Origin of the sequence: Mesorhizobium sp. M0598, assembly GCF_040320865.1 — a bacterium.
In the GTDB taxonomy this organism is placed as follows: domain Bacteria; phylum Pseudomonadota; class Alphaproteobacteria; order Rhizobiales; family Rhizobiaceae; genus Mesorhizobium.
Genome location: NZ_JAMYQL010000021.1, coordinates 23852 through 42222, shown reverse-complemented (window position 1 = coordinate 42222; position 18371 = coordinate 23852). Strand labels below are relative to the sequence as shown.

Sequence of the window (18371 nt, the reverse complement as noted above, 5' to 3'; positions counted from 1 at the left end):
GAGAAAGCACCTGAAATGGCCGGGCGGGCCGGGCGATCCTATTGGATGGGCATGGATCGGCTTGTGCCAAATTCTAGACCTCGCGCATCGGCGCGGGCAGCGTTTCCCACGCCCGGATCAGCTCACCGATGGAAGCGGCTTCCATCTTGCGCATGACATTGCCGCGGTGAAGCTTGACCGTCACTTCACTGATGCCGAGGTCGAAGGCGATCTGCTTGTTGAGGCGTCCGCGCGCCACTTCACGCAGGACCTCGCGCTCGCGCGGCGTCAGCGTCTCGACGCGCTCGATATTGCGCTTGACGATCACGGCATCCGCCCGCCGTTTGGCATCCACCGCAATGCCGGCGATCACAGCGTCAAGCAGCGTCTGATCCCGCACCGGTTTGGTGAGAAAGTCCACGGCGCCGGCCTTCATCGCCTGGACAGTCATCGGGATGTCGCCATGCCCGGTCAGGAAGATGATGGGTTTGGGGTTGCCGTTTTTCGCAAGATGGTGCTGCAGATCGAGACCGCTCGTGCCCGGCATGCGCACGTCGAGGATCAAGCAGCCGGGGCTCTCCAACACGTCGGCGTCAAGCAATTCACGGGTTGAGGTAAAGCACACCGGCAGGAAACCCGCCGACAGGATCAATTCAGACAGCGCCTCCCGAACAGAGGCATCATCATCGACAATAATGACCAGCGGCTGCTCGGCTTCAGCCCTTCGCTGCTGTGATGATGGCGTCGATCTCGGTAAGGGCAATTGGTCAACTCTCATGTTTAGCCTCCGTTTCTGGGTTGCGTAAAGCGTCGCCGATCGCCGCAAGCAGTGCCTGGCCATCGAACGGCTTGCGGAAAAGCCCGCCAATGCCCTTGGCGCGGTGCTGATCCACTATCTCGTGGCGGCCCGTGATCAGGAACACAGGCAGGTCCGGACGCGCCTTCTTGACCAAGTCACGAAGTTCAAAGCCGTCCATGCCGGGCATCCCGATGTCGGTGATAAGCATGTCCAATCCAGACAGGCCGCTGACCAGCAACGCCCCCGCCGACGAGAAGCTGCGGGCCACATACCCGGCGGACTCCAGAAGGTCCTCCAGCGACTCGAGCAGTCTTGGGTCATCGTCGACAATCGCCACGACAGGCCTCCGCTTGCTCACCCTCAGTTACCCCCTGCCCGGCGCGAGTGCGTGATCGGTATTCCCAATCGCTCGGCGATGCGCACTAGGTCGGCGAGCGACGCCGCGACCATCTTCTGCATGACGTTCCTTCTATGAATTTCCAGCGTAACTTCGCTGATCCCCAGTTCAGCGGCGGCCTGCTTGTTGAGCAAGCCGCTGACCACCAGCGGTAGCACCTCACGTTCGCGCGGCGTCAGCTCGAGATAACGTTGCTTCAACACACCCAGCTCGGCGCGCTCCGATCGCTGTACCCGATCCTGGGCAATCGCCGCATGGATTGCGGCCATGAGGTCTGCATCGCTGAAGGGCTTGGTCAGGAAATCCACGGCGCCGTGCTTGATCGCACGCACCGAGGACGGGATATCGCCATGTCCCGTCAGGAAAACGATCGGCGGATGATCGCCCTCGGCAATCTGCCGCTGCAGATCGAGGCCGTTAATATCCGGCAACTCGATATCGAGGATGAGGCAGGCAGGGACGTCCGGCTTGTCAGCGCGGATATAATCGCCCGCCGATCCGAACGCTACGGCACGCATGCCATGTGCGGCCAGCAGCTCACTGAGCGCCTCCCGGATGCGTTCATCGTCATCTACGATGAAGACAATTTGGCCGTCCGTCGTCATCACGCCGCTTTCGCTTCAATCGGCAACGTGAAGATAAACGTCGCTCCACGTGGTTCGTTCTTCTCGACCCATAAACGCCCGCTGTGCGACTCGATGATCGAACGGCAGATCGCCAGTCCCATGCCCATCCCTTGCTCTTTCGTGGTAAAGAACGGTTCGAATATCCGGTCGGGAAACTCGACGCCCCGGCCGCGATCTCTGACTTCGGTCCGGACAATATCCCCGATATGGCGCACGCGGATGCTGATAACTCCGTCATCCGCACCAGAGTCCATCGCCTCCATGCCGTTGCGGATGAGATTGACCAGAACCTGCTGGATTTGGACGCGATCGAACGCGACTAGCGGAATGTCGCTTCCGACATCAACGCTGATGCGAACGCCCCGCCGCATCGCTTCCTCGGTCACGAGGTCGCGTGCCTCTGCGATGACACTGCTGAGCGTCGCATTGGTCCTCGTCTCGGTGGATTGCTTGAACAGCGCGCGAATGCGGCCGACGACGTCCGCCGCCGAATTGGCGTCCCGGATTATGCGCTCGGCCGTAATCTTCGCGCGTTCGACGTTCGGAGGGGCGGCGGACAGCCAACGGTGGCATGCATGGGAATTGGCGACGATCGCGGCCAGCGGCTGATTCACCTCGTGCGCGATCGAAGCGGAAAGCTCGGCGAGACTTGCAGCCTGAGTGGCTTGCGCGAGTTTGTCGGAGGCTTGTCGCAGCGCTTCCTGGGCGCGCACCTCTTCGTCGATGTCGAGGGAAACCCCGTACCATTGCACAACCGCGCCGTCTTCATCACGCCGCGGCTCGACCCTGCACTCCGCCCAGCGATAGCCATCTGTTTCGCGCCAGCGAAACCGCATCGCGGAACCGCCGCCTGTTTCGAAACAGCTCAGCAACGTGCGCAGCACCTCGGGAGCATCTTCGGGATGAACCAGTTCTTGCAGCAATTCCTCGATGCGCGGCTCTCCGAGTGTTTCGAAATTGGCGATGACGGCGCGGAAATGGTCCTGGTATCGCTTGTTGAAGTAGACCGGCCCGCCGGTCGGCATCGCGCTCCAAATGCGGACCGGCACAGCGTCGATCATCTGCTGAAGCTGCAATTCGCTCCGCCGCAGCGCCTCTTCGGCTTGCATCTGATCGTCTATGTCGTGACAGAGGCCGTACCACTGCACGATCAGGCCAGCGTGATCGCGCATCGGCTCTGCCCGGCTCGACATCCAGTGATAGACGCCATCGGCGCGGCGCAGGCGATACCTCATGGAGAAGCGCTCGCCGGTAGCAAGGCAGTGACTGAGCGTATCGCCGAATGCTGCTGCGTCGTCCGGATGGACGGTGGCCGCTATCATCGCCGCCAGCCGGCCGATGCCCTGTTTGTCCAAATCCGTTACGTCAAGGCCGAGAAAGTCGACCATTCGCTTGTTGAAAAAGGTCGGCTCGCCGTCCGGCGTCAGGCGCCAAACGTGGCTCGGAACCATGTCGACAAGCTGCGAGAGCTCCCGCTCCCGGTCGCGTAATGCCTCCTGCGCGCGCACCTCATCGTCGATGTCGATGCTGGCCGTGTACCATTGCACGATCGCCCCACTCTGGTTCCGCAGCGGCTCGGCGCGGCCCTCCCTCCAGCGGTAGACACCGTCAGCGCGACGCAGGCGATACCTTATGGGATAGGGTTCGCCGGTGGCGAGGGAGCGGCTGAGCCATTCTCTCATCCTGGGTCCATCGTCGGGATGGACGGCTGCCGCGACTACGGTCGCCAGGCGGCTCGTGCCCGGCTTGTCCCAGCCCGCGATGTCGTTGAGGCCGATATAGTCTGTCGTGCGCTTGCTGAAGAAGGTTGGTTCGCCGTTGGGCGCCATACGGGCGATGTGAGCGGGGATCATTTCGACCAGCAACGAGAGTTCTCGCTCCCGCTCCCGCAAGGTCTCCACACTTTGGCGCAAAATGAGCACCGCCGCCTGATGCTGCCTGGAAATGGCGGCCACGACGAGCGCCGAAAATGCCGAGATGGCCAGAAAAAGCTGCAGCATGATCTGGTTGTGCTTCTGGGACTCGGGATCGCCGGCAAATTGGCTGGCGCCGGATATCGTGAATACCGCCGTGATCAGAGCGAGAACGGTCAATGCTACGGCGGCGCCTCGGAACTCAAAGCGCACCGCGGCCCAAAGAAGAGGCGGCATGATGATGTAGGCGAAGGGCAGATAGCCGCTCAAGGAAAGGGCGGCGATACCAAGAAAGATCAGCCTCAGGACGCAAGCTTCCATCCATCGCGCTGCCGAGAGCTGCGCCTTGCCGCGCCAGTTCTGGAACACGACCAGCGCCAGTGGCGCTACGATCAGGACTCCCGTCGCGTCTCCGATCCACCACAGCGGCCAAGCCGTCGCAAAGGTTTGCGATTGTATGCCAAACCACGAAAGCGCCGCACTTCCCACCGTCGCGCTTGCAACTGGCGCAACTCCAGCGGCCAGTGCGACGAATGCGAGAACGTCCCGCAACGTTTCCAGCCGAACTGGGCGCTTGCAGGTCTGGTTCACAAGCCATGCGCCGGCCACCGCTTCAAGAGCGTTGCCGGCAAAGATCAGGAAGGCCGCGGGCAGCGGAGTGTGGAACCACAAGAAGTTGCTGAACAGTTCTGCCAGACAGCCCCCCAGCACCCACCACGGCCAGCTATACCTGGAGGCGAAGACAAGCGTAGCGATGAAAAGCCCGCTCGGAGGCCAAATGGAAATCCCTGTTCCAGGTATGATTGCGAGCGACTGGGCGAAGCCGCAGCCCAGGACATAGGCCGTAATAAAAAGCCCCAGATGCAAGAATTGGGGACGGTGCGACCAGACGCGCGACAACCCGCCTCTTTCAAGATCGCTAATCAGGTTGCCGCGAATCAGGCCCGGTTCATTCGTCGCGAAAGGTCGGCCACTTCCCGGTCCGGATCGGTCCAAGTCATGCGTTAACGCGAGCGTTGCGCTGGAATCGGTCTCGCCAAGTAAGTCGGGCGCTGTCGTCATCGGGTGCCCCTGACGGACAAACAAACTCTGGAGATTGTCGGCGCTTCGTGTGGCACTTGCTCTTGATAGCTGGACTGGGCTGACGGACTCACGTCGCCACCCTAATCCCGCCACGCCCCAACCGCACCTCATGGAAATCCATGCATTGCACGGGGCGGCGGCGCCCCTTCACCGAGAGCCGAAAAAACCAAGCGCTTACTGAGCGCCGCCAGTTATTGCGCAGCTTTCGCTTCAACCGGGAGGGTGAAGATGAATGTCGCCCCACGCGGCACGCTATTCTCCGCCCAAAGGCGTCCGCCGTGAGACTCGATGATCGAACGGGAGATCGCGAGCCCCATGCCCATTCCGTTCCCTTTCGTTGTAAAGAACGGCTCGAATATCTTGTTAGGACGTTCGATACCCGGGCCTCGGTCGCGGACCTCGGTCTGGATCGTGTCCTCTATCCGGCGCACGCGCATTCCGAGAACCTTGTCGCCCGCCGTGGTGTCCATCGCCTCCATGCCGTTGCGAATGAGATTGACCAGGACCTGCTGGATCTGGACGCGATCGAACGCAACCAGCGGAAGGTTGCTTTCGACGTCGATGTCCATGCGAACGCGACGCCGCATGGCTTCCTCGGCCATAAGGTCACGTGCTTCGGCAACGACGCTGGGGATCGGTGTGCTGGTTCTCATTTCAAGCGAAGGTCTGAACAAGGCACGGATGCGGCTGACGACATCCGCCGCCGAGTTGGCATCGCGGATGATACGCTCGGCCGTGATCTTCGCGCGCTCGACGTTCGGGGGCTCGGCGGACAGCCAACGGTGGCATGCGTTGGAGTTGGCGACGATGGCGGCCAGCGGCTGGTTCACCTCATGAGCGATGGATGCGGAGAGTTCGGCAAGGCTCGCCGCCTGGCTCGCACGCGCAAGTCTCTCTTGTGCCAGCCGAAGCTCCTCTTGTGTCCGCATCTCATTTTCGATGTCGAGGCAGATAACGTTCCACTGCACGATGGCGCCTTCAGCGTTGCGCATCGGCGCGGCGCGCGTCTCGACCCAGCGATATTCACCATCGAAGCGCCGCAGACGGTGCCGTCGCGCATACGGCTCGCCTGTGGACAGACAATCGGCATATCTCTCTTTGACACCTGTCAGGTCGTCGGGATGAACACCGGCGTCGAGTGTGCCAGCCAGCCGGGACTTTCCCGCTTCGTCCAATTCCTCAAGATTGTATCCGAGGAATTCGCGGAGCTGCTGGCTACGATATATCGGTTCGCCATCCGGCGCGGCGCAATCGATCATTGCCGGCAGCGTTTCAACTAGCTGCCAGAGAGCCCGTTCTCTCTCGCGCAGCGCCTCTTCGACGCGCAGCTGATCGTCGATGTCGTGCGTAAGGCCGTACCATTGGACGATGCGTCCACCCTGGTCCCGCAGTGGCTCCGCACGGCCCTCCATCCAACGATAAACGCCATCGGCGCGGCGCAGGCGATACTTCATGAAGAATCGCTCGCCGGTGGCAAAGCAGCTGTCGAGTGCTTCCCTCAGGCTGGCTGCATCGTCGGGATGGACGACGGTGGCAATGAAGGCCGCCAGCCGGCTCGTGTCCGGCTTTTCCGCGTCCGCTATGTCCAGGCCGAGAAAATCTATCAGGCGCTTGTTGAAGAAGGTCGGCTCACCGTTGGGAGACAACCGCCAGAGGTAGCTCGGAACCATGTTGACGAGTTGCGAGAGCTCTCGTTCCCGGTCGTGCAACGCGGCTTGCGTGGTCACCAGGTCATGGATGTCGACGCTCACGCCGTACCATTGGAGAATGCTGCCATCTTCGTCGCGCAGCGGCTCGGCGCGAGTCTCGGTCCAGCGATAGCCGCCGTCGGCCCGCCTCTGGCGATATCTCTGAACGTAAGGCACGCCCGTTGCGAATGAATGGCGGATCGCCTGCCGTGCGGTGTCGATATCGTCTGGATGGATCACGCTCAGCGACGGCGAGCCGTCCGGGGCGGTGATGTCGTGGAGCGTGGCCCCGGTTACATCGGTGAACCGTTTGTTGACGTAGGAAGGCGTCCCTTCCCGTGTCGTACTCCAGATCAAAGCGGGCACGGTGTCGATCAGCTGCTGAAGGCGCCGCTCACTTTTGCGCAACGCCGCCTGCGCGCGCACCTCATCGTCGATGTCGAGAGAAACCCCGTACCACTGCACTACCGTTCCGTCGTCATCGCGTCGCGGCTCGACCCTACACTCAGCCCAGCGATAGGTGCCGTCTTTTTCGCGCCAGCGAAACCGCATCGCGGAGCCGCCGCCAGTTTCGAAACACCTCAACAACGTGCGCTGCACCTCGGGCGCATCTTCGGGATGAATCACCTCGTGCAGCAACGTTTCGATGCCCGGCTCGCCGAGCACATCAAAGTTCGCGATAACGGAGCGGAAATGGTCCTGGTATCGCTTGTTGAAGTAGACCGGCCCGCCGGTCGGCATCACACTCCAGATGCGGACCGGCACCGCGTCGATCATGTGCTGAAGTTGCTGCTCGCTCTGCCGCAACGCCGCTTCGGTGTGCATCTGATCGTCTATGTCGTGACAGAGGCCGTACCACTGGACGATGCGGCCAGCGTCATCGCGCATCGGCTCCGCCCGGCTCGACATCCAGCGATAGACGCCATCGGCACGGCGCAGGCGATAGCGCATCGCGAAGCTCGCACCGGTAGCGAAGCAACCACGGAGTGCATCGCCGAATGCTGCCGCGTCGTCCGGATGAACGGCGGCCTGTATCATCACCGCCAGCCGGCTCATGCCCGGTCGGTCCAGATCCGCTACATCGAGGCCGAGAAAGTCGACCATGCGCCCATTGAAGAAGATCGGCTCGCCGTCGGGATCGAGCCGCCAGATGTGACTCGGGACCATGTCCACGAGCTGCGAGAGTTCCCGCTCCCGGTCACGCGATGCTGACTCGGCCCGCTTCTGGTCCTCAATGTCTATTGTCGTGCCGTACCATTGAACGATGCGCCCCTGGCTATCGCGAAATGGTCGTCCTGAGCTTCGAAACCAGCGATAGACGCCATCGGCGCGCCGCAGGCGATGCTCGGTATCATAGGGATCGCCGGTTTCGAGGCAATGCCGCCATCTGGCGGCTACAGGATCATAATCGTCGGGATGGACGGCTCGACGCCAGCCGAACTCATCGTCGTCTTCGGAAGTGTTGAGACCCTCATGCGTGTTGCCGAGGAACGCCAGGGTGTTTGGGCTGAGATAGGTGAATCTTCCGGCGGCATCGGCTGCCCACGCGTGGCCGGGCATGCTCTCGATGATTTGCAGCGCAAGCGTTGCTTCGGGGTCGATTTCGCCAAGTGAGTTGGACGCTGCTGTCATTGGCTTCTCCTGTCGGACAAAAAAGCCTGGGGACGGTCAGCGCTTGATATAGCACTTGTTTTCAATATCTGGACAGGCGAACTCACCGCCTAAATCTAGTTCCGCCATGCCTCGGCTGCATCTCATGGAAATCCATGCATTGCGCGGAGATATCGCCGCTACGGGGGGCCCTAACGATGGCCTCGCGCGAGGAGCGACGCGGATCGATGCATCAACACCTACCACTGGGAATACGAGCCGGACAGGTAAGACGCTCGGCTGCCTCTTCGTCGGCTGCAGAGTGAAGCCGGAAAAACCTCTGCATTCGTCATCCCTGTCTCGTCCGGTTAACACGGCTCATGAGATAATCTGGATGGCTCTCCCGACCAATACATCTGTTCCAAAGTATAGGGCGTGGACGCGGTTTTAGTTCTGCGGAGCGGCTTGGCGGCCGAGCAATTGTTTGGCGACAATGAGACAGAATGAGACAGGGCGCAGCGACCGCGAACAGCAGGACGAGCGCGAAGAAAGCTTCGTCGAACGAGATCGTGGCGACCTGCTTCTCAAGCGCGCGCTGCAGCAGCGGCAGGGCGGCCTTTGTCGCCGCAGTGCTGTCGACACTGTTCGCCAGAGCGTTCGCAGTTGCTTTCAAGCGCTGGTCTACGGCTGGATCGCCATTGACGAGGTGGGACGCCAGTATCGTCCGGTTGTGGACATTCTGGTGATCAATATACGTTTGCAAGAGGGCTGTGCCGGTCAGACCGCCCACCTGCTTGCCGAAGTTGAATAGCCCGATGCCAAACGGCAGCGCATTGGCGGCAAGGCCCTGCAGCGTAACCAGCGTCAGTGCCACGAACAGAAGGCCGAGGCCGAATCCTCGCAGCAGCAGAGCAAGGGTCAGGTCCGGTGATCCGCTACCGCTCGTCGAAGCGGACAGCAGCCACATCGCGCCTGCGAAGAGCAGAATGCCAAATGGCGCAAGCGTGATCGGGCGCATCCCGGTCCTTTGGATGACGAAGCCGGACAACAGAACCTGATCGGTAGTTCGTACTGAACCTCAGCACAGGTCGTATTATCAGTCAGCCGGATTCAGGCGCGCGAACGTGCCGGCGCGAACCTCCGTATTGCCGAAGACCCTGGCAGCAATGATCGCAGAGGGCGCCCTCTTGAAGCGTTCGGTTGTCTTAACGTTCACCTATTTTGACAAGCGCGCAACGCGTTCGCTGTGCGCAGTTGCGACGGTTCATGAAAAGCAACCCGCTATCTTGCCGCCGGCTAACGCGGTGCGACACGCAGCCCGGCGGCATCGAAGAGATGCATGCGCTCCGGCGGCAGAGCGAGGTTGATCGGCGGCCCTTGCGTTTCAACGCCCTGCTGCTTGAGAACGGCGATAAGTTTGCCGTCGCCGGCAATGGTGGCGTGGACAACGGTTTCCGGTCCCAACGCCTCGGCCAGCGTTACCCGCGCTTCCACCGATCCCTTGCTGCCATTCGAAAGTTGGATGTCGTGTGGCCGGATGCCAAGCGTCGCGTCGTCTCCCGGTTTCAGCGCGACCCCGTCGGCGGCGATCGAGGCCGACAGCCCGCCTGGACCTTCGACACGCACCTCGGCGCCGCTTGCCGAACGCACCTTCACCGGCAGCAGGTTCATCCGCGGCGCGCCGATGAAGCCGGCGACGAACAGGTTGGCCGGCGCGTTGTAGAGATCGAGCGGCCGGCCGACCTGTTCGATCCGCCCCGAGCGCATGACCACGATGCGGTCCGCCAGCGTCATCGCCTCGATCTGGTCATGGGTGACGTAGACCATCGTGGTTGCCAGCCGCCGGTGCAGGCCCGCCAGTTCAGCGCGCATGGTGATGCGCAGTTCGGCATCGAGGTTGGACAGCGGTTCATCGAGCAGAAAGGCGGTCGGATTGCGCACCACCGCACGGCCGATCGCCACGCGCTGCTTCTGGCCGCCCGACAATTGACCGGGCCGGCGGTCTAGATAGGGAGCAATTTCCAGCATGCGCGTCGCTTCCGTGATCCGCGCGTCGATCTCGGCCTTCGGCATACGAATGTTTTCAAGCCCGAAGGCGAGGTTCTGGCGCACGCTCATGTGCGGGTAGAGCGCGTAAGACTGGAACACCATCGCCAGACCGCGTTGCGCGGCCGAAACGTTGGTGACGTCGACCCCGTCGATCTCGACCTTGCCGTCGGTCGGCCGATCGAGCCCGGCAATCAACCGCAGCAGCGTGGACTTGCCGCAACCCGACGGGCCGACGAGGACCAGCATCTCGCCGTCACCGACGTCGAGGTTGATACCGTGCAAGATCTTCATCTTGCCGTAAGCGCGATCAATGTTGGTCAGCGTTATCCGTCCCATGACATCCTCACTTCAGCCCGGTGCCGGCAATGCCGGAAGTGATGTAACGCTGCAGGAAGACGAAGACGAGGACGACGGGGATCATCGTCACCACGGTCATCGCCAGGATGTAGTGCCACTGCACGTTTAGCTGGCCGGCATAGGTGTTGAGGCCGACCTGGAGTGTGTAGAGTTCCTTGCGCGACAGCACCACCAGCGGCCACAGAAAGTCGTTCCAGCGCCAGACGACCGAGAAGATCGCCAGCACGGCGAGCGCCGGTGCTGCAAGCGGCAATACGATGCGCCAGTAGATCTGCCATTCGGAAGCGTTGTCCATGCGCGCCGCATCGAGCAGCTCGTCGGGGATAGTCAGCATATATTGGCGCAGCAGGAAGACGCCGGTTGGCGTCGCCACGGTCGGCAAGATCACGCCCCACAGCGAATCGAGCAGTCCGACGGCGCCCACAACCGAATAGAGCGGCACCAGGATGACCGACAGCGGCACCATCAGCGTACCGACGATCACAAGCATCGTCAGATCGCGACCGCGGAACTTGTATTTCGACAAGGCGAAGGCGGCCATCGAATTGGTGAGCAGCGTGATCAGCGTTGCCATTGCCGTCACAAAAACCGAATTGCGCAGATAGCGCAGGAAGTCGAAATGGACGAAGGGCTCGGTGTAATTCTCCGTCGCGAAGCCGATTTCGCGCACCGGCTGCCGGTCGGCGATGTTGACCTTCACGATATCGTTCGGCGCCTGCGGATCCACCATTTGCGCCACGATGCCGATGCGCCGCACCTCGGCCAGCACCTTGGTCGAACCATCCGGCAACTTCACCCTGTAGAGGGTCAGCGGCTTGTCGTAGCCTTCGACCCTCGCGTGTTGGCTGACATAAGGCATTATGGTCGGCGGGAACTCGGCGAGCTGTGCCGGCGTCTTGAATGACGAACCCACCAGCCAGACGGCCGGGCCGAACATGATGACAACGCCGCCGAGCAGCCACAGCCAGCTCACGATATCCGTCCAGTGCCAGCCGCGACCGCCGCGCCGGCGGGTCAGGAATGTCATCACGCCGCTCATTCGCGGGCTCCTTTCCGCTCACCCCGGCGTCCAACCTGCAGCTGAACCAAGGTGAGCACGACCAGCACCAACCCCATCAGGATCGAAGCCGCCGAAGCCAGCCCCGGGTTGCGCAGCAGGGAGGCGAAGCCGATCTCATAGATGTACTGCGTGATATAGAGGGTCGAGGTTCCCGGCCCTCCACCCGTCAGCACATAGACTTCGTCGAAGATCTGCACAGCGCGGATCAGCGCCAGTACGATGACGACAAGCAGATTCGGCATCAGCAGCGGCAGCGTGATGCGCCAGAACACCCGCGCCGGCTTCGTGCCGTCCATCTCGGCCGCTTCGTAAAGGTCGCGCGGGATCGCCTGCAATCCGGCAAGCAAGATCAGCGTATAGAAGCCCATATGTGCCCAAACCGAAACGCTGACCGCGGCGGTGAAAGCCCAGAAACGGTCTGTCAGCCAATTGTGCGGCTCGCCGCCCAGATCATGGACGATCAGGTTGAGCAGGCCCTGGCGCTGCAGGATCCAACGCCAGATCAGGCCGGTGACGACGGGCGACAGCAGCACCGGAAAGAAGAACACCGCGCGCCAGAAGCTGCGCCCGACGATCTCGCGGTTGAGGATCAACGCTGTCGCCATCGACACGACCGTCATCAGCGCCACCTGCACGACGACGAACAGGCCGGTATTGTGCACGGCGTTCCAGAAGAGATCCTCGTGGCAAGTGGCAGTGTCCAGGTAGTTGCCGCAATCGAGCAGGCGCTGATATTGCTCGAGCCCAACATAGGTTCGGTCCTGCAGGAAGTAGGCCGTTCCCGACGTGGCCGAATAGAAAAAGTTGATGATCATCGGCACCAGGACGAAAATGCCGAAGATCGCCATGTTTGGGGCGAGGAAGAACGCGGCCATGCCGCCGGTGCCCGTCGCTCGCTGCCAGAACTTCAGCGGCACGTTGATGATCGACGCCAGCCACACGACCGGCGCCGCGAGGGCGGCGCCAATCCATGCCTTCAGTGTCGCGGCGGCGGTCACTTCGCCTCGGCAACCTTGTCGGCGATATCCTGGTCGATCCTGCCCCAGGCATCGTCGAGGCTGAGCTCGCCGGCCATCACCTGGCTGACGCGCGTCACCAGCGCGGCGAAGTAAGCGTTGGCCCACTTCCACGGCGGCAGCGCATCGGCCGCCGGCAGGGTTTCACCGGCCGCCTTGACGAACTTGTCGAGCGCCGGACCGACGTTCTTGTCGGCCGAGACCCATTTCAGCCCGCCCTTGTCTACGACGCCCTTGTGCGCGGGCAGAAACAGTGTGCGCTCGCTGAACTCTTTTACCACGTCTTCACGGGCTAGATAATCCATGACCTTGGCGACGTCCTTGGGATTCTTCGTGTATTTGATGGCGACCAGCGCCGCGCCGCCCTTCACGCCCGAACAGCCTGCGGTACCGCAAGGCGAGCCGGTCGCCACCCAGTCGAAACTATCGCCGATCTTGGTCGATAGATTGGCGACCTGCCAGCTGCCCGAATAATAAAACGGGATCTGGGCGTTGATGAAGTCGTCGGCGGCCGCGCGATAGGTCGAGCCTGCCGCCGAAACCCAGGTATCCTTCAGCATCAGGCCCTTGGCGGTCCAGTCGACGAGCCTGCCGACGAAAGCCTTGGTGCCGTCGTCCACTTTCGCCGGCATGCCATCGGGGCCGATATAGTTCGCTCCGAAGGAGACATTCGGGCCCGAAATGCGGTGACCGGAACGGTCGATGGCGAAGGCAGCCGGAAGCTGCTGGCTCTTCGCCACCTCGGCGGCGGCGTTGATCCAGTCGTCCCAGGTCGCCTTGTCACCGGGCAGCGGCACGCCGGCCTGTTCGAACAGCGTCTTGTTGGCGAAGCCGCCGGTGAGCGTGAGCTGGGTCATGAAACCCGGGATGGCGTTGGAGCCGTCGGGGCGCATCCAGTCCAGCGTGTCAGCGAAATTGTCCTCCCAATATTTCGGATCGGCCACCAGTGGCCTGAGATCGAGCCAGTGCTGGGCAAGCTCCTTGATGTTTGTGACGCGGGCGATGTCCGGACCCTGGCCGGCTTCGAGCTGGATGGGCAACTGCTCCTGGATCACCTTGTAGGCGACGTTGTCGAGCGTGACGTGGATGTCGGGATTGTCCTTCATGAAGCGGTTCAGAATGTCCTGGATGACATCGCCCTCGACACCGTCCGAATACCACATGATGCGCACGTCGCCGGCAAACGCGCTGGTCGATGCGAGCAGGCTGACCGATAGCGCGGCCAGCAAAGTGCGGGTCTTATTCATGCTTCGTCTCCTCCTTTAGCGGGGCGGCGCCCCGATGGTTCAAGCCTGCTACGCCCTCCTCCTCTTGAGCGTCGCAGCCGATCTCCTCCCTACTCTCTGTGCTTCATGCGCATCGCCTCACCGCGCACGGTCCAGTTGGCCGGATCGAGTGTACGTCCCTCAGCCACGATCCTTGCGTCGGCGAGGAAATGCACCGTGCCGTATTCCGGATCCTCGACGATCAACTCGCCGTCGGGACCCGACCGCACCGACAGGTCCCCAAAAACGGCAGTCCAGGCGTCGAGGGCCGGCCGATTGGCATTCCGGTCACCGAGGCGAATGATCCATGTCGTCCTGCGTCCCGCCGCCCGCAACTCGTTGCCGGCCGTCGGGCCGGCCACTACCTGCGTGAGCGGAACATCCGTCTTCAGCATGACGAAGGCGTCGCCCGATTGCGCGAACGCCCGATCGCCACCCACTTGCACGGCATCGAAGGCACGTACGGGAAACCAGGCGTGCGTGAAGTCGGGCTGTTCATCCGAGCAGGAGAAGCTGACGACGGCGAGGTCGCGGTATTGGTGAAGGCGGGGCAACGTGCCTGAGCCACCCCAATATGATGGTCTGCCATATCCCGACTGCAGCACTTCGCCGGGGTGGTTGATCCAGATCTGCGCATCCGGATTCTTGCCCAGCCGGGCGTGAATGACGGTCTCCTGATAACCCCATTGGTTCCAGCGGTAGCCAGCGGCGCTGCCCATCGCATGGTCGCGCGTCTTGTAGTGGTAGAGCCGCGCGAAGCGATTTTGTCCCTGCGCAAAAGTCCATTCCCACGCCGTATCGTCGGTGAGGGAAGCAATGGCTGCCAACCCGTCCGGAACGCTCAAATCGTGATCCCGCAGGCAGAGTGCCAGCTGCGGCAGCGCGTGAAAGCGCATGCCGTAGTTGCCCTTGCCCCAAAGCATGCGGCAGATGCCGGATAATTCCAGGGAACACGCGGCGCGCAGCGTGTGCTCATAGGAGCGGCCCTGCGCCCCGGTGAGGACGCCGCGATGCGCCGAGCGGGCGACGAGTTCAAGCAGGCGTATGATTGCCTTGCCGGCACGTTCGGCGATGTCCTTGTCCGGGGCCAGCGCGTAGAGCGCGCACAGGCCCTTGAGGTCGATCGGGAAATAAGGCGCCGAGTTGAACTCGGCCATCTCCCATGCCTCGAAATGGTCGAGCCAGGCGCGTACACGCGCTGCTCCAACCGCGGACTGTTCGCGGCCAAGGCGGCCCGACCGCACGAACCGCACATCAGGCAACAGGCCCCCGGCAATATAGGCGGCGGTGTGGAAGAGCAGCGCGTGGTTCTCGGAGAAGTACCACTGCACATCATTGCCGGGCTCGTCCATCCAGTAGCGATAGCCGAGGATGGCGTTGTCGACGCGCGCGCGCAGGCTCGCTTCCAGCCGATCGCCATAGGCCTTGCGGCACCACAGCAGCGGCACCAGGATGAAGTCGGCGCAATCGTGACAATCCTCGATCGCCGGCAGCGTGCTGGAGATCATGGCGTCGGTCTCGGCGCCCTGCTGTCCGATCGCCAGGCGCGCCAGCGCGCGCACCGTATCGGCCTCGGCGTGACCGGCGACCTCGCGCAGGGCTTCATCTATACGCGCGGTAAGCGTTTCCGGCGCATCGCCCTGACGGCGCGTGTGGCATATCTCGACGCCGAAGACACGCGATACGGCATGGTCTGCGACCGTCAGCGCCACCTTGAAATGGCGAAAGTCGGCCGGCAGCTGCTCGGTATCGGCGATCGGCAGCCGCGTCTGGCCCGCCGGCAGATCGAAGGCGAAGCGCACCGGCGTCTCGATCGACATGAAATCGCCTTCGATCTCGATCTCGACTTGCGCGTCGCGCGGCAGGGCCACCCCGGTGACGAGCGCCACCTCGCCGCCGTCATAGGCGGGACGGTCGAAATGCATGTCGTCAAGGGCTGCTTCCATCGCATCGGCAACGCCGCTCTCGACTTCGATCCGCAGTGCCACCGAAGCAGCCGGACCGGATAGATAATCGAGCTGGAAATAGTAGCGGGCGTCGCGCTCGGCGAGATCGTCGAACCACACGCGAATGTCGTTACGGCCGGCCCGCAGCGCGATCTTGAAGTGCTCGGCACTTTCCAGATTGCGGCCGTAGGGCGCCATCCAGCCGGCTTCCTCGCCATTGGCAAAGAGTGTGGCGCCGCCGCATGTGCGCAGCCGCACCAGCGCCTCGCCAGTCGAGGCAGCCTCGATGGTGGTCTCGGCCCAGGTTCCAAGCACCGTCGGCCGGAACCAGAAGCCCGATAGGTCGATGCGCGGCGAGGCGAAGGGCAGCCAGATGCGCTCGGCGCCGAATTCGGCGCTGACCTGTGGTCGCTTGCCGCGTCGTTCCGCTGCGAACTGCGTGCGGCACGGATATTCGTGGGGAATGAAATTCTTGTGCTTGGTCAGGAAGAAGAAGGGATCCATCTCGCCTTGCATGGGCTGGTCGGCCACGTCGTAGCGTTGCTCGGCGATAGACCCGAGCCGCCAATAGACGATTGGCTGCCCCGCCATGAGCGGCCGGCGCAGCGTAAAATCCGTCCGAACGCTTTGCGCGGCCTCGCTCATCGCAAATCCTTCACGGCAACTGGATCGACATCGGTGTAGGCCTGGTTCTCGCCGGTCATGCCCCAGACGAAGGCATAAGGGCCGGTGCCGGCACCCATATGGATAGACCAGGCAGGCGACAGGACGACGTCGCCGTCAGCGACCATCAGGTGGCGCGTCTTGTCTGGCCGGCCCATCAGATGGATTACACGGTCGGCCTCGGCGAGGTCGAAATAGCAATAAGCTTCCATGCGCCGCTCATGCAGATGCGGCGGCATGGTGTTCCACACACTGCCCGGCGCGAGGTCGGTGATCCCCATCAGCAAGAGGCAGGACGGGGCCACTTCGGGATGGATGTACATACGCAGCGTGCGCCTGTTCGCACGGGCCTCCTCGCCGAGCACAAGCGGCCTGGCTTCGCTGCTGACGATGAGACGGTGCGCAATATCGGCGCCAGCCGGCACCGAGTTCATGTAGAAGCGTGCCGGCCTCTCCGGATCGTCGCTCTCCAGCGTCACCTCACGCGCTCCGCGTCCGACATAGACGATGTCGCGGTTAGCCACGTGAAAGCGCCGGCCGTCCACCGCGACCGTGCCATTGCCGCCGAGATTGGCGATGCCCATCTCGCGCGCGTCAAAGAAGAGCGGGGTGCCGACTTCGGCCCCGTCGCCGAATGCCAGCGGGTTGGCCAGCGGCACCGCGCCACCGACGATCATGCGGTCGACATGGGTGTAGACGAATTCGATCGCGCCAGGCCGGAACAAGCCGTCGACGAGGAACTCGGCCCTCAGCCGGTCCGTGTCCATGCCGGCAATATCGCCCGGCGACGCGCCATAGAGCGTCCGCATCATGCCGCCTCCACCTTCGACTGCAGATGACGCGCCCCTTCGGTCAGGCACAGAATGGCCAGCGCCTGCCCGTAGCCCGTCGGATGGATGGGTATATCGCGATAGAACTGCAGGTCGGCGCCCATGCGTGTGCCATAGGACACGTTCGCCACCACACCTTTGTCATCGATGTTGGCTACCACGGCTTCCAAGGCGCGGAGGCCGGCGGCACGGCACTCTGTCGAGCCGATTCCGAGCCGCGCGGCCTTCATCAACCCGTAGCCGAAGCCGGCCGTGGCGGAAATCTCCTCGTAAGATGTCGGGTCGTCGAGCAGAGTGTGCCATGCGCCCGAACCTGCCTGCACCTCGAGCAGGGCGTTGATCTGCGTGTCCAGCACGCCGAGCAGATAGGCCCGGACCGAAGGTGCAATTTCGGCGAACTCCACCAGTTCCAGGATGCCGACGGTAATCCAGGCATTGCCTCTCGCCCAACGCGCGCGGGCGAAATTGTGCCGTCCCGCGAACGTCCAGCCGTGAAACCACAGCCCTGATGCCGGGTCAGCGAGATAACGGGCGTGGACCAGGAATTGCCTTTCTGCTTCCTCGACGAAGCGACGCTGGCCGGCAGCCTGGCCGTAGGATGCGAGGAACAGCGCCACCATGAACAGCGTGTCGTCCCACAATTCGTCGTCGTTGACCCGGTCCGAAACATCATGCTGGAAACCGCCTTCGGGCGTCCGTGGCAAGGCGGTGGCCACCCGCTCGGCCCATTCGCGCAGCACCGGCTCGAAGCGCGGCTGGCGCCGGCGCCGCCACAATTCGCTTAGCGCCAAAAGGGGCGCGGTGGTGTTGACGTTCATCGCAGGGAGACCGGCAGCGATGCGTCGGTCGTACCAGGCCTCGATCGTCTGCAGCAGCCGATCGTCGCCGGTCTGCGCCCACAGCCGAATCAGCCCGTAGAGCCCGACGCCTTGCGGCCATTCCCAGCTGTCGAAGCTGACATAGTCGCCCGGCGTGCCGTCGAGATTCGGCTCATGGAACCGCCCGTCATGACGCAAGCCGGTCATGCCGGCCACAAGGCTGGCAAGCACGGAATTCAGGCGTTCGGCCGATAGCGGCATCACTCCTCCCGTTTCTCCCGCTTCATCGGAA

At 62.7% G+C, this 18371-nt stretch carries 13 protein-coding genes; all 13 read right to left on the bottom strand.

The genetic code is table 11. The annotated features are described in order from the left end of the window. Positions 1-73: 73 nt before the first annotated feature. The 13 genes from NKI59_RS22995 to bglB all read right to left on the bottom strand — a co-directional run bounded on the left by NKI59_RS22995 (position 74) and on the right by bglB (position 18340). A complete protein-coding gene (locus NKI59_RS22995; RefSeq protein WP_031211078.1) occupies positions 74-757 on the bottom strand; it encodes a response regulator transcription factor in 684 nt (227 codons plus the stop codon). After that, complete coding sequence (locus tag NKI59_RS22990) at positions 747-1136, bottom strand: response regulator (RefSeq protein ID WP_023716983.1); 390 nt, start codon at positions 1134-1136, stop codon at positions 747-749. The genes NKI59_RS22995 and NKI59_RS22990 overlap by 11 nt, the downstream gene beginning before the upstream one ends. A 2-nt stretch (positions 1137-1138) precedes the next feature. Further along, positions 1139-1780 (bottom strand): response regulator transcription factor, encoded by a 642-nt coding sequence (locus tag NKI59_RS22985; protein ID WP_352622879.1) that lies wholly within the window; start codon positions 1778-1780, stop codon positions 1139-1141. Then, positions 1780-4614: a sensor histidine kinase gene (locus NKI59_RS22980; protein WP_352707128.1), complete on the bottom strand. Its 2835-nt coding sequence runs from the start codon at positions 4612-4614 to the stop codon at positions 1780-1782. Before NKI59_RS22980 ends, NKI59_RS22985 begins: the two co-directional genes overlap by 1 nt. Positions 4615-4988: 374 nt before the next feature. Next, entirely contained in the window at positions 4989-8117 is a 3129-nt protein-coding gene (locus NKI59_RS22975; RefSeq protein ID WP_352707088.1) for a PAS domain-containing protein, read from the bottom strand. Between the two features lie 307 nt (positions 8118-8424). After that, positions 8425-9123 (bottom strand): MFS transporter, encoded by a 699-nt coding sequence (locus NKI59_RS22970; RefSeq protein ID WP_352592484.1) that lies wholly within the window; start codon positions 9121-9123, stop codon positions 8425-8427. A gap of 248 nt (positions 9124-9371) precedes the next feature. Further along, positions 9372-10460, bottom strand: coding sequence for an ABC transporter ATP-binding protein (locus NKI59_RS22965; protein ID WP_352592481.1), 1089 nt, complete (start codon positions 10458-10460; stop codon positions 9372-9374). Positions 10461-10467: 7 nt separating this feature from the next. Further along, on the bottom strand, positions 10468-11520 hold the full coding sequence (locus NKI59_RS22960; RefSeq protein WP_023674192.1) for a carbohydrate ABC transporter permease: 1053 nt from the start codon (positions 11518-11520) through the stop codon (positions 10468-10470). Then, positions 11517-12539, bottom strand: a complete 1023-nt coding sequence (locus tag NKI59_RS22955; RefSeq protein WP_502901095.1) for a carbohydrate ABC transporter permease — start codon at positions 12537-12539, stop codon at positions 11517-11519. Before NKI59_RS22955 ends, NKI59_RS22960 begins: the two co-directional genes overlap by 4 nt. Next, positions 12536-13804, bottom strand: coding sequence for an ABC transporter substrate-binding protein (locus NKI59_RS22950; RefSeq protein ID WP_352592478.1), 1269 nt, complete (start codon positions 13802-13804; stop codon positions 12536-12538). Before NKI59_RS22950 ends, NKI59_RS22955 begins: the two co-directional genes overlap by 4 nt. An 89-nt stretch (positions 13805-13893) precedes the next feature. After that, positions 13894-16413 carry a hypothetical protein gene (locus NKI59_RS22945; RefSeq protein WP_502901094.1) on the bottom strand — a complete coding sequence of 840 codons (2520 nt, stop codon included), beginning with the start codon at positions 16411-16413 and terminating at the stop codon, positions 13894-13896. Further along, positions 16410-17243 carry a 5-dehydro-4-deoxy-D-glucuronate isomerase gene (gene kduI, locus NKI59_RS22940; protein ID WP_051406061.1) on the bottom strand — a complete coding sequence of 278 codons (834 nt, stop codon included), beginning with the start codon at positions 17241-17243 and terminating at the stop codon, positions 16410-16412. Before kduI ends, NKI59_RS22945 begins: the two co-directional genes overlap by 4 nt. Next, positions 17240-18340 carry a beta-galactosidase BglB gene (gene bglB / locus NKI59_RS22935; protein WP_352592475.1) on the bottom strand — a complete coding sequence of 367 codons (1101 nt, stop codon included), beginning with the start codon at positions 18338-18340 and terminating at the stop codon, positions 17240-17242. Before bglB ends, kduI begins: the two co-directional genes overlap by 4 nt. Positions 18341-18371 lie beyond the last annotated feature (31 nt).

Coding starts and splice junctions, on each gene's coding strand:
- NKI59_RS22950 (WP_352592478.1), bottom strand. CDS start 13,804: ATGAATAAGACCCGCACTTTGCTGGCCGCGCTATCGGTCAGCCTGCTC.
- NKI59_RS22945 (WP_502901094.1), bottom strand. CDS start 16,413: ATGAGCGAGGCCGCGCAAAGCGTTCGGACGGATTTTACGCTGCGCCGG.
- NKI59_RS22960 (WP_023674192.1), bottom strand. CDS start 11,520: ATGAGCGGCGTGATGACATTCCTGACCCGCCGGCGCGGCGGTCGCGGC.
- NKI59_RS22985 (WP_352622879.1), bottom strand. CDS start 1,780: ATGACGACGGACGGCCAAATTGTCTTCATCGTAGATGACGATGAACGC.
- bglB (WP_352592475.1), bottom strand. CDS start 18,340: ATGCCGCTATCGGCCGAACGCCTGAATTCCGTGCTTGCCAGCCTTGTG.
- NKI59_RS22995 (WP_031211078.1), bottom strand. CDS start 757: ATGAGAGTTGACCAATTGCCCTTACCGAGATCGACGCCATCATCACAG.
- NKI59_RS22975 (WP_352707088.1), bottom strand. CDS start 8,117: ATGACAGCAGCGTCCAACTCACTTGGCGAAATCGACCCCGAAGCAACG.
- NKI59_RS22965 (WP_352592481.1), bottom strand. CDS start 10,460: ATGGGACGGATAACGCTGACCAACATTGATCGCGCTTACGGCAAGATG.
- kduI (WP_051406061.1), bottom strand. CDS start 17,243: ATGATGCGGACGCTCTATGGCGCGTCGCCGGGCGATATTGCCGGCATG.